Genomic DNA, 12,540 nt, shown 5'->3' with positions numbered 1-12,540 from the left:
GAGGGCGGCCTGAAGCGTCGGGACGTCGACCTGCTGCGCTGTCTCCCGCACGGGTGTCGGCGACAGGATCGACCGCAGCGTGCCCGCCGCGATCTCGGGGGCGTCGGTCAGCGCGACCACGCGCGCCATGGCGTTGCGGAGTTCGCGCACGTTGCCCGGCCACGGATGATCGCGCAGCACGGCCGACGCCTCGTCGGTGAGTTCCGGCACGTGCCGCCCGAACTCGCGGCCGAAGTGCTCCAGGAAGTGTCGGCCGAGCCGCTCGACGTCGTCGTCACGCTCGCGGAGGGCCGGGACCCGGATCTCGAGCACGGCGAGCCGGTAGTAGAGGTCCTCGCGGAACGTGCCCTGGTCGACGCGGCGCCGGAGGTCGCGGTGCGTGGACGCCACGAGCCGGACGTCGACGCGCCGCGCGGTCTCCGATCCCAGGCGCGTGACCTTGCCGTCCTCGAGCACGCGCAGGAGCTTGGCCTGCAGCTCCAGCGGCATGTCGCCGATCTCGTCGAGCAGCAGCGTTCCCCGATGGGCCCGCTCGAAGTGCCCACGATGCACGCGCTGGGCTCCGGTGAACGCTCCCGCGTCGTGACCGAAGAGCTCGCTCTCGAGCAGGGTCGAAGGGATCGCCGCGCAGTTGAGCTGGACGTAGGGGCTCCGCGCCCGCTTCGACGCCTGGTGCAAGGCCGCGGCGACGAGTTCCTTGCCCGTCCCGTTCTCTCCACTGACCAACACGGTGGCATCGGTCGGGGCCGCGCGATCGATCGCGGAGTGCAGGGCCTGCATCGCCCGGCTCTCGCCGATCATGGCCGCGGCGGCCCGGCCACGCCGCAGTCGCTCGTTCTCGCGCCGCAGCGTCGACAGCGCGAGTGCGTTCTCCACCGACAGCAGCAGGCGGTCGCCGGTGATCGGTTTCTCGAGGAAGTCCACCGCTCCCAGGCGAACCGCCTTGAGGGCGAGATCGATGGTTCCGTGGCCGCTCATCATGATCACGGCTCCGGCCTCGGCGCGGTCTCCGCGGACGTGCTCGCCGAGCCAGTGCATGCCGTCCTCACCGGGCAGGCAGACGTCGAGCAGGACCAGATCGGCCGGCTCCTCACCCAGCGCACCGCGGAGTTCCTCGACCGAGGCCACCGTGGTGCACTCGTGGCCCTCGTCCGACAGCACACCCGCGAGCAGGCGCCGGATGTTCGGCTCGTCGTCGACGACGACGATGCGTGCGCCCGCCTCGCTCACGATCGGTCCTCCTCGGGCGGCTCGGCCGACGGCCACCGGACACGGAAACGGGCTCCGCCCCACGGCGACGTCGTGGCCTCGATGTCCCCCCCGTGATCCTCGACGATCCGCTGTACGATCGCCAGCCCGAGTCCGGTCCCGGTCTCGCGCGTGGTGAACCCCGGCTCGAACAGGCGCGCCGCTGCATCGCCGAAGCCCGGGCCGTCGTCGTCGACCTCCAGGATCACCACGCCGTCGTCCACGTGCGCTGCGACCCGCAGACGGCCGTCCCGCCCCATCGCCTGCACCGCATTCTTCACGAGGTTCGAGACGACCTGCCGGAGCTGTCCCGCGTCGGCGCGCACGCGGAGGTCTGCGGCGACGTCGACCTCCGACGTCACCCCGTCGGGCACGTAGAGATCGACGACCTGGTCGACGGTGGCACCGAGACCGACGGCCACGATCCGGGGCTCGGGCAGCCGTCCCAGGACCGAGAACTCCTCGGCCAGCCGGCGCAGGTTGCCGACCTCCTCCTGGATCGCGCCGAGCGATTCCAGGGTCCGCTCGTCTCCTCCCTGTCGCCGGAGACGGTGCACGGCCAGCTGGATGGGTGTGAGGGGATTCTTGATCTCGTGGGCGAGCGAGCGGGCGATCCCCTGCCAGGCGGCCAGTCGCTCGGTCCGCCGCAACCGCTCGCGGTTCTCGGCCAGTTGCGCGGTCATGCCGTCGAAGGCCCGGACGAGCTCGCCGACCTCTCCCGACGCCAGGGTTCCCACACGGTGATCGAGATCGCCGGCCCCCACGCGTCGCGTCGCCTCGACCAGCTCGCCCAGCGGCCCGAGCAGCCGTGCGCTCACGTCCCGCGCTGCAACGGTGCCCAGCACCGCCACCACCGTCACGGCCACCACCGCGATCACGAGCAGGCCGTTGGCCAGCAGCGGCCCGTAGTAGAGCTCGAGCTGGCGCTGGCCCTGGAACCCCGCCTCGATCCGTCGCAGGTCGGCCGCGACGCCGTCGGGAATCCGAAGGACCGAGACCACGTGCCCGTCGTCGGGTCCGAGCCGCCGGCCGGCGACGAGTGCGGTCCCCGCGCCGGCGACGACACGACGGGGACCCCATGTGGGCCTGTCCAAGACCTCCCCGGGCACGGCGGACAACCAGGGCGCCGGATCGAGTCCGCCTCCACGGGCCTCCGGTACGTCCACCAGGCGCCAGCCCGTGTGGCCGGGTCGCTCCACCACCGGGCTCCGCCCCTCGGCCAGGGCGCGGACCCAGGCGTCGGTGCGGTGGTGCAGGTCCCGGCCCCCTTCCTCCAGGTAGGCGCGCGCGAGGCCCAGTCCGCCGTCGACGGCACTCTGCGGACCCGGCGCGTCGAGCACCGCCAGGACCGAACGCGCATTGAGCGCCAGCACCACGGCCACCGTCGCCGAGGGCAACAGGGACGCCAGCGCCAGGGCCAGGAGCAGCCGCCGACGCAGCCCCCGCGTCCGGAGCAGGAGGACCAGGACGGCCGCCAGTCCGAGGGTGGCGGTGATCGCCAACGCGAGCTGTAGTCCGTCCACGCCGGACCTCCCGGGATTCGAGGGCGCCGCCCTTGGCGCAGATCACGGAACCGTCTACTTTAGCCTGAATACCGCGCGCAAGGTTTCTCGTGCCCCCTGCCCGAGCGCTCGCCCACGATCATGACTACCACGCGACCGCGCAGGCGCTCGACCGGCGCCAACGATCCGACGCTTCCCGACGACTGGCACGACCCCCTCGCGGTCGCCTACCGTCGCTGGGCGCACCTGCACGCCACGATCGATCCGCTCGCGCGCATCGAACGCGCGGTGCACCCCGACATCGAGGACCTGCTCGACACCGCCGACGACGATCGGCGCGCCCGACTCGAGCGCTCCTACGCGGGCAGCATCGGCGCCGAGTTCATGCACATCGGCGACCGCGAGCGCGCGGTGTGGATCGCGCGCGCACTCGAGGACGACGAGGTCGAGGCCCTCGACCGCGACCGCATGCTGCGCCGGCTGATGGAAGCCGAACTCTTCGAGCGTTTCCTGCATCGACGTTACGTCGGCAGCAAACGTTACTCTCTGGAGGGCGCTGCGGGTCTGATCCCGATGCTCGACACGATCCTCGACGGCGCCGCCTCGGCCCAGGCGGAGCTGGCGCTGTTGGGAATGAGCCACCGCGGACGCCTCACGGTCATGGTCGAGACGGTCGGCGTGCCCCACGCCTCGCTCTTCGCGGGACTGGAGGACGTCGACCCACGGAGCACCCTCGGCAGTGGCGACGTGAAGTACCACATGGGCGCCACGGGGGTGCACCGCCGCCCGGAGGGCGGAGAGGTCCGGGTCCACCTCGCGAGCAATCCCAGCCATCTCGAGGCCGTGAATCCCGTCGTCGCGGGCCGGGCCCGGGCACGTCAGACGCGTCTGGGCGAGCAGGGTCCGTCCCGGGTGATCCCGATCTGCCTGCACGGCGACGCGGCCTTCGCCGGTCAGGGCATCACGTCCGAGACCCTGAACATGGCGGAGCTGCCCGGCTACGACGTGGGCGGAACCATCCACGTGATCGTGAACAACCTGATCGGCTTCACGGCCGAGCCCGTCTCGCTGCACTCGTCACGCTACGCCAGCGACGCGGCCAAACGGTTGGAGATCCCGATCCTCCACGTCAACGGCGAGGACCTCGCCGCGATCGAGCGCGCCGGCCGGATCGCCTTCGAGTACCGCCAGCGTTTCGGCGACGACGTGTTGATCGACCTGATCGGCTACCGGCGCTACGGCCACAGCGAGGTCGAGGACCCCACGACCACGTCGCCGACCCTCTACGAGAAGATCGGCCGGCGGGGACTGCTGTACGAGCAGGTCGCCGAGCAGTGGGACGTGCCGTCCGAGACCGTCGACGCCATGCGCAAGGAGATCGAACAGAGGTACTCGACGGCGCTCGACGAGGGTCGATCGGCCGAACGGCGCCCGGTCTTCCGTCAGATGCCCTACTACTGGGACGAGTACGAGGGCGGGCAGTACGACCCCGACGACGAGGTCGCGACCGCGGTCGATGCCGAAGCGCTCGACGCCGTGGCCGACGCGCTCGGGACCACTCCGGAGGGCTTCACCGTGCACCGCAAGGTGCAGAAGTTCGTCGGGCAACGCGTGGCCATGGTGCGCGGCGAGGCTCCCCTGGACTACGGCACGGCCGAGGCCTGCGCCTTCGGTGCCCTGCTTCGGGAGGGACGTCTCGTGCGTCTGTCGGGCCAGGACTCCCGTCGCGGAACCTTCAATCATCGCAACGCGGCGCTGCTCGACGCCGAGACAGGGCAATCCCACGTGCCGCTGGCGGGCCTGGCGACGGGCGACGCCTGCTTCGAGATCATCGACTCGCCGCTCAGCGAGGCGGCCGTCCTGGGTTTCGAGTACGGCTTCAGTCGCGACTATCCCGACGGGCTCATAGCCTGGGAGGCGCAGTTCGGGGATTTCGCCAACGGCGGTCAGATCATCATCGACCAGTTCCTGGCGGCCGGCGAGGACAAATGGTCACTGTTGAGCGGCCTGGTCCTCCTCCTTCCGCACGGATACGAGGGGCAGGGCCCCGAGCACTCCAGTGCCCGTCTCGAGCGCTTCCTGCAGCTGGCGAGCGAACACAACATCCAGATCGTCCAGCCGTCGACGGCGGCGCAGTACTTCCACCTCCTGCGGCGCCAGGCGCTGCGGAAGTGGCGCAAACCGCTCGTGGTGTTCACCCCCAAGGGAATGCTGCGGTCCAAGGCGTCGAGCAGCCCACGTGAGGAACTGATCGACGGTGCCTTCCGTCCCGTCCTGGTCGACGCCGCGGGTGGCGAGGTGCAACGCGTCCTGCTGTGCTCTGGCAAGATCGTCCACGAACTGCGTGCCGAGCGTGAGAAGCGGGGGGCCGAGGACACGGCGATCGTGTGCATCGAGCAGCTCTATCCCTTCCCGGAGCAGCGGATCCAGGCTGCGCTGCGGGCCTGGCCCGACGCCCGTCAGGTGGTGTGGGTGCAGGAGGAGCCTGCCAACATGGGGGCGCTCGCCTTCGTCCGACCCGAGCTCCAGCGCCTGGCCGGCGGACGCCATGTCACCACCGTCAAGCGGAGTGCCAGCGCCAGCCCGGCCACCGGCTCGAACAAGGCCCACCGGATGGAACAGGAGGCCCTGATCCGTCTCGCCTTCGCCTGATCCGAGCACGATTCCGGGCCCCTTCGGGGCCCGGCACCCCCACTCACGAAGGCCGGCTCTTGCGCCCGGCCGGCCTCTTGCACAGGTTGCCGCACGATCGTCGCCGGCCGGAGCCGGGATCCGGGTCGGCTTGACAACCGCACGGACCCGTGGTTTTCCTCTCGGCGTCCGGCGCCGGATCCGCGGTAGGGTCCGGCGCCATGTTGCGAGACTGCCGGTCCGATCCCGCGCCGCGCATTCGTTTCCCCGATCCGAGCCGGTCCGAAGCCCACATGGCCAAGAAGCGCAGCAGCCGTAGCCGAGAGCGGGCTCCGTCCGCCCAGGGCAAGCAACTGGTGATCGTCGAGAGCCCGAGCAAGGCACGGACGATCAACAAGTACCTGGGCGACGACTACGTCGTCATGGCCAGCGTCGGCCACGTACGCGACCTGCCCGCCAAGGCACCCAAGGGCGACAAGTCGCCCGTCCCCGGGGTCGATCTCGACCGCGACTTCCGGCCGACCTACGAGATCCTGAAGGGCAAGGACTCGACGATCAAGGACCTCAAGCGCCAGGCGAAGCAGGCGCGCGAGGTCTGGTTCGCAACCGACCTCGACCGCGAGGGCGAGGCCATCGCGTGGCACCTGGCCGACGAGATGGGCATCGAACCCGATCGGGCCAAGCGCGTGATCTTCTCGGCGATCACCCGGGCCGAGATCGCCCGGGCCTTCGACCACCCGCATCCCATCGACATGGATCGGGTGAACGCCCAGCAGGCGCGACGACTGCTCGACCGCATCGTCGGCTATCAGGTCAGCCCACTGCTCTGGAAGAAGGTGGCACGGGGTCTGAGCGCCGGGCGCGTGCAGAGCGTGGCGGTTCGGCTCGTGGTCGAACGCGAACGGGAGATCCGCGCCTTCGTCCCCGACGAGACCTGGAAGCTCTTCGCGAACTTCCACCCCGGCGACGTGGACCTCGCTGCCCTCGGTGACGAATGGACCGAACTGCTCACCACGCGTGACGCCAAGGGCAAGGGTCCGACGCAGAAGCAGCTCAACGCCTGGCTGGCCGACAGGGACGGTCTGCGCGCCGAACTCGTCGAGGTCGGTGGAGAGAAGTTCTCGATCGAGGCGTCTGGCTCGAAGGACGACCCCGACGCGGCCGTGGTCGACCTGACCGACCGTGTGTCCGAGGTCGCCGTCCGCGCCGGCCTCGACGGGATCGAGATCGAAACGCGCGAGGATCCCAAGGGCAAGGGACCCGCTCGCTTCGTGCGGACCGTCCGCGGCGCGGTCGATCCGTCGACGCCGTACCGCGTGGCCGAGATCGAGACCAAGCGCACCAGCAGCCGCCCCGCACCGCCGTTCATCACGTCGACGCTGCAGCAGGCCGCGAGCAGCCGCCTGAGCTTCGCGGCGCGGCGCACCATGCAGAACGCACAGCGCCTGTACGAGGGGGTCGACATCCCGGGCGAGGGTCCGGTGGGTCTGATCACCTACATGCGAACCGACAGCACCCACATCGCCGGCGAGGCCCTGAACCAGGTCCGCGAATTCGTCGACCACGAGTACGGCGAACGCTACCTGCCGCCCAAGCCCAACTTCTTCGGTAGCAGCAACAAGAGCGCGCAGGAAGCCCACGAAGCGATCCGACCCACGTCGGTCCGACGCACGCCCGCGAGCATGAAGAAGGTCCTGCCACCCGATCAGTGGAAGCTCTACCGGTTGATCTGGGAGCGTTTCGTCGCCTGCCAGATGATGCCGGCGCAATGGGATTCGACGAGCGTGTTCATCGAGGGTGGACGCGACTCCGAACGCCCGCTTCGCTTCAAGGCCTCGGGCCGCGTGCTCGCCTTCGACGGACACTTCCGCGTGTCGGGCGTACCGACCCTGAGCGACGAGCAGACCCTGCCGCCGATCCAGGAGAACGATCGGATGGGTGTGTTCGCGATCGATCCTCAACAGAACTTCAGCTCGCCCCCCAAGCGCTACAGCGAGGCGAGCCTGATCAAGACCCTCGAGTCCGAGGGCATCGGCCGGCCGTCCACCTACGCGTCGATCATCCAGGTGATCCAGGACCGCAAGTACGTCGAACTGATCGACCGCGCCTTCCATGCGACCGACCTCGGGGAGGTCGTGACCGACAAGCTGATCGAGGCCTTCCCACGGATCATGGACGTGGGCTACACGCGCGACATGGAGTCCGAACTCGACCAGGTCGAGGAGGACCATCTCGACTGGGTCGAGATGCTGCACCGGTTCTACGGTCCGTTCCGCGACTCGCTCGACGAGGCCATGGAATCGTTGAGTCACGCCAAGGCCGAGACCCAGCCCGCCCCCGACGAGTACCGCTGCGGCAACTGCGGCGCCCCGACGGTCTACCGCTTCGGGAAGAACGGCCGTTTCCTGAGCTGCTCGCAGTATCCCGACTGCAAGTGGGCGAGCCCGATCGACCGCGAGGGACGGCCCCAGGAGGCCGAGACCACGGGGGTGGCGTGCCCGAAGTGCGGCGCTCCCATGTTCAAGCGCTCGGGCCGCTTCGGCCCCTTCCTGGGCTGCTCGCGGTACGGGGACGAGAAGGACCCCTGTGACGGGATCCTCAACCTCGACAAGAAGACCGGCAAGGTCACTGCTCCCTCGCGTCCGCCGCTGGAGACCGATCTGCAGTGCCCGAAGTGCGAAGCCCCCATGTACCTCCGCGAGGGTGTGCGCGGGCCCTGGCTGGGATGCTCCCGCTTCCCGAAGTGCCGGGGACGGTTGGCATGGACCAAGCTGGACGAGGACGTCCGTGAGCGCCTGCAGAAGGAGCTCGACGCCCATGTCGCCGCACACCCCATCCCCGTCATCCGCACGGTGCACGGGGCCGCCCTGACCGACGAGAACGGCAAACCCCTCGCGGACGCCCCGAAGCCGGACCAGATCGTGGTCGAGACCCAGGGCGCCGACTCCGACTGAGCCGGCTCGTCACGAACGGGTTCGCCACGAGAGCAGCCGGCCTCGGTCGAGGTGGGGCGTCGTCGGTTGCGTTCCGCGAGAGTTCGGATCCGCTCAGTCCGCGGCGAGGCGCGTGCCCGACAGCTCCCCGTGCACGCTGTCGAGGGCGCGCCGCATGATCCACGCGCGGTCGTCGGGATCGCTGGAGTTGCCGGCACGCCAGCGGGCCCGCCGCAAGTTCTCGGCCGCGTCCTGTGGGAGGGCGCCACCCATCAGCAGCCCGTCGGCCGCGGTCATGTAGATCGCCGCACACGCGGCGCGCTGACCGTGGTTGTAGAGGGGCGCGCCGCGATCGATGGCTCGCTCGATCAGGCGCTGCGCCGCCCGGACTCGGCGTTCGTCGTCCCCGGGCACCAGCACGCGGTCGATCACGTGGATCACCCCGTTGCTCGCTCGGACGTCGGCGGCCACGACCGTGGCGTCGTCGACCATCAGGGTCTCCCCGTCGAACTCGAACTCGACGCTCCGACCGCTCAGGGTCTCGCCTTCGTCCAGCGTCACCGCGATCTCGGCCGGTATCTCGCCCGCGATCACGTGATCGGTCAGCAGGTCCACGAGACGGTCACGGTTCTCGGGGCGGAGCAGGTCCTCGACCGTGCCGTCGGGCAACGCGGCGAAGGCGTCGTCGGTCGGGGCGAAGACGGTGAAGGGTCCCTCGCCCTGCAGGACCTCGGCCAGTCCGGCGGTCTTCACCGCGGCGACCAGCGTCTCGAAGTCCCCCGCGGCGCTCGCGGTCTCCACGATGTCGTTGCCCGCCGCGGACGGAGAGCCCGACAAGAGCATGATCAGCGCGACGACCGTGGTCGCGGCGCGCAGGTCGGTTCGACGGAACATCTCGTCTCCCGGGGGGCGATCGGTCGTCGGATGCTGGCTGTGGATTCGCCTCGGACCCCGGCACGGATGCGCGGATACGACGACGCGGCCCCCGTTTCCGGGAGCCGCGTCGTGTGGACCGGGCCGCGATGGTCGGACGCGGGCCTAGTATCGGTAGTAGTCCGGCTTGTACGGACCCTCGACCGGCACGCCGATGTAGTCGGCCTGCTCCCGGCTCATGGTCGTGAGCTTCACGCCCAGATGATCGAGGTGAAGGCGCGCGACCTCTTCGTCGAGGTGCTTGGGCAGCACGGTCACGCCCTTGTCGTACTCCTTGCCGTTCTTCCACAGGTCGAGCTGGGCGAGCACCTGGTTGGTGAAGCTCGCGCTCATCACGAAGCTCGGGTGGCCGGTCGCACACCCCAGGTTCAGAAGTCGACCCTCGGCCAGGATCATCACGCCGTGGCCGTCGGGGAAGCGGAACTCGTCGTACTGCGGCTTCACGTGGATCCGCTCGACGCCCGGGTACTTCTCGAGTCCGGCCATGTCGATCTCGTTGTCGAAGTGCCCGATGTTCCCGACGATCGCCTTGTCCTTCATCTTCTTCATGTGCTCGACGGTGATGACGTCCTTGTTCCCCGTCGTGGTGATGAAGATGTCGGCGTAGTCGATACAGTCCTCGAGGGTGTTGACCTCGTAGCCCTGCATGGACGCCTGCAGCGCGCAGATCGGATCGATCTCGGTCACGATCACGCGGCAGCCCTGGGCACGCAGCGCCTCGGCGCTCCCCTTGCCCACGTCGCCGAAGCCGCAGACCACGGCCACCTTTCCGCCGAGCATGACGTCGGTGGCACGCATGAGACCGTCGGGCAGCGAGTGACGGCAGCCGTAGAGGTTGTCGAACTTCGACTTGGTCACCGAGTCGTTCACGTTGATCGCCGGGAACAGGAGGGTGCCCTGCTTGGCCATCTCGTAGAGGCGGTGCACGCCGGTCGTGGTCTCCTCGCTCACCCCGCGCACGTTCTCGGCCAGGCGATGGAAGAACTTCGGATCGGTCTCCATCTCCTTGCGGATCACGTCGAGGATCACGCCCCACTCGGCGGGCTCCTTGTCGGGATCGAAGGTGGGAACCTCACCGGCCTTCTCGAACTCCACGCCGCGGTGGAGCAGGAGTGTCGCGTCACCGCCGTCGTCCACGATCAGATCGGGACCGCTGCCGTCCGGCCACTCGAGCGCCTGGCGGGTGCACCACCAGTACTCCTCGAGGGTCTCGCCCTTCCAGGCGTAGACCGGGCACCCCATGGGATCCTCGGGCGTGCCGTTGCCCACCACGACGGCGGCCGCCGCGTGGTCCTGGGTCGAGAAGATGTTGCAACTGACCCACCGCACGTCGGCACCGAGGTCCTTGAGCGTCTCGATCAGTACGGCGGTCTGGATGGTCATGTGCAGGCTGCCCATGACCTTCGCGCCGGCGAGCGGCTTCTCGTCGCGGTGGCGGCGACGGAGCTCCATGAGACCGGGCATCTCGTGCTCCGCCAGTTCGATCTCGCGGCGGCCGTAGGCCGCCAGCGACAGATCGGCGACCTTGTGGGTGGGACGGGTCATCGACTGGGTCGACATTCGAATTCTCCAGGCAGGGGCAGTAATTCTCGGGAGAAACGGCGCTCGGGACGTGGGTGCGGAAGGACGGGGGCCGGCCGCACGGACGAACGCCGGATACGATTGTACCCGGCGTACGATAGATGGCCAATGGGGATCGCGCTACCGCGAGGCCGCCGCACGGGCTCAGGCGCTCTTGCCCTCGGTCCCGGTCGACGCGGTCCGCTCGGTGCGCTCGGTGCGCTCCTCGATCGACGGGGCGTCGGCTCGCTCGGCGGGCTTGGCGTCGGAATGGGTCCGCCAGTAGCGATCGAGAACGGCTCCGAGCAATGGGCAGAAGTCCAGGATGCAACCGCATCCTTCGCGGGCGTCCGGGGTGTGCAAACGGGCCCAGAACTGCGTCGGCGTCAGCCCGGTCGTCTTCTTGAACACAGCGAAGGCATGGGCGCGGCTCGAGTACCCCATGGCGTCGAGCGCTTCCCCGGCGCGGAGCTTGTCCTGACCGCTCAGCCGCGACAGAGCGATCGCCACCCGCGCCGACTGCAACAGCGCGTGGGGATTGATGACCGGACTGATGCTGCGGGTCAGATGCTCGCGCGAGACACCCACCTCGTTGGCCCACTCACCCACCGACACGTAGGCCGAGGGGTCGTCCTTCAGCGATTCGAAAGCTCGTTGCAGGAGGGGGGATTCGAGCTTGGACTCGAGGTTCGTGAAGAACGTGGGAAGACACGTCTTTCCGCAATCGTGTCGGAGTCGACGGCTCTCCTCTGTCATAACCAGACGATCCTCTCGAGACGGCCCTGGATCCTGACCCTGTGCCCCGTGCCGGTCGGATCCCCGAACCTCCAGATCACATGATAGATGCACTGCGGAACTGGATCAACCTTGGATCCCGTATACCGATGTCGCATCTGCTAAAGGGGATCATGGCCGGTACGCCCCTCGGCGCGAATCGGTGGACGACGTCCGACCGCCCGCGCACATCACGGAATTGCAAGACACGTGCGCACTGGAGCCGGTCACGGCCCCGGCGAAGGCGCAAGGCCTGCTGTGACAGGACTCACGCTGTGTATTCGCCGTTCGGAACCGTTTCCCGATACCGCAAACAAGCCGGTCATGGGAGTCCGTGCCGCTGTGATTTCGTGATCAACCATGATGCAAAGGCACTACTTCTCACGATATTCGCCTTGCAGGGCGAATGCGTGGGACCTGTAGAACTGCAATTCACGGATCGACTCGTGGAGGTCGTCGAGTGCCCTGTGCTGCCCCGTCTTCGAGGGCGCACGCCCCAGCAGGTCCGGTGACCACCGCCGCACGAGCTCCTTGACCGTGGACACGTCGACGTTCCGGTAGTGCAGGAAATCGTGCAGGCGCGGCATGTACCGGCGCAGGAATGCCCGGTCCTGGTGCACGGAGTTCCCGGCCAGAGGAACGCTCCGCGGCGAGCAGCGTTCACCCAACCACTCGAGGATCCGCTCTTCGGCGGCGGCCTCGTCCATTGTCGAGGACTTCACCATCTCGACCAGACCGGAATCGCCGTGGTGCTCGGTGTTCCACGCGTCCATGCCGGCCAGGAGGTCTTCGGACTGGTGGACCACCAGATCGGGCCCTTCCTCGATCGACTCGAGGTGCCCGTCGGTGAGGATCACGGCGATCTCGAGGATCCGATCGGTCTCGGGATCCAGTCCCGTCATCTCGAGGTCCATCCAGATCAACGGTTGCGACGACGCCATCCCGCGTCACCCTTTCTG

8 protein-coding genes are annotated in these 12,540 nt (G+C 68.8%); 2 read left to right on the top strand and 6 right to left on the bottom strand.

Annotated elements, in window-relative coordinates:
• Both VKA86_17295 and VKA86_17290 read right to left on the bottom strand, forming a co-directional pair.
• The coding region (locus VKA86_17295; protein ID HKK72959.1) for a sigma-54 dependent transcriptional regulator at positions 1 to 1,230 on the bottom strand (1,230 nt) is incomplete at its 3' end.
• Positions 1,227 to 2,771, bottom strand: a complete 1,545-nt coding sequence (locus VKA86_17290) for a HAMP domain-containing sensor histidine kinase (GenBank protein ID HKK72958.1) — start codon at positions 2,769 to 2,771, stop codon at positions 1,227 to 1,229. The genes VKA86_17295 and VKA86_17290, both read right to left, overlap by 4 nt.
• Before the next feature lie 120 nt (positions 2,772 to 2,891).
• Between VKA86_17290 and VKA86_17285 the strand changes: the two genes are divergently transcribed.
• Both VKA86_17285 and VKA86_17280 read left to right on the top strand, forming a co-directional pair.
• Entirely contained in the window at positions 2,892 to 5,402 is a 2,511-nt protein-coding gene (locus VKA86_17285; protein HKK72957.1) for a 2-oxoglutarate dehydrogenase E1 component, read from the top strand.
• A gap of 272 nt (positions 5,403 to 5,674) precedes the next feature.
• Positions 5,675 to 8,335 carry a DNA topoisomerase gene (locus VKA86_17280; GenBank protein ID HKK72956.1) on the top strand — a complete coding sequence of 887 codons (2,661 nt, stop codon included), beginning with the start codon at positions 5,675 to 5,677 and terminating at the stop codon, positions 8,333 to 8,335.
• 93 nt (positions 8,336 to 8,428) lie between these two features.
• Here the strand turns inward: VKA86_17280 and VKA86_17275 are convergent, their stop codons facing one another.
• From VKA86_17275 to orn, 4 genes are all read right to left on the bottom strand, one after another.
• The gene (locus VKA86_17275; protein ID HKK72955.1) at positions 8,429 to 9,208 is read right to left on the bottom strand and encodes a fasciclin domain-containing protein; all 780 of its coding nucleotides are present in this window, start codon (positions 9,206 to 9,208) and stop codon (positions 8,429 to 8,431) included.
• 144 nt (positions 9,209 to 9,352) lie between these two features.
• Entirely contained in the window at positions 9,353 to 10,807 is a 1,455-nt protein-coding gene (gene ahcY / locus VKA86_17270) for an adenosylhomocysteinase (GenBank protein ID HKK72954.1), read from the bottom strand.
• 165 nt (positions 10,808 to 10,972) lie between these two features.
• Complete coding sequence (locus tag VKA86_17265; GenBank protein HKK72953.1) at positions 10,973 to 11,563, bottom strand: AraC family transcriptional regulator; 591 nt, start codon at positions 11,561 to 11,563, stop codon at positions 10,973 to 10,975.
• A 392-nt stretch (positions 11,564 to 11,955) separates the two neighbouring features.
• Positions 11,956 to 12,522: an oligoribonuclease gene (gene orn / locus VKA86_17260; protein ID HKK72952.1), complete on the bottom strand. Its 567-nt coding sequence runs from the start codon at positions 12,520 to 12,522 to the stop codon at positions 11,956 to 11,958.
• Between the last annotated feature and the right edge of the window lie 18 nt (positions 12,523 to 12,540).

The organism is Candidatus Krumholzibacteriia bacterium, assembly GCA_035268685.1.
Classification (GTDB): domain Bacteria; phylum Krumholzibacteriota; class Krumholzibacteriia; order JAJRXK01; family JAJRXK01; genus JAJRXK01.
This window is presented reverse-complemented; position numbering and strand designations above follow the sequence as displayed.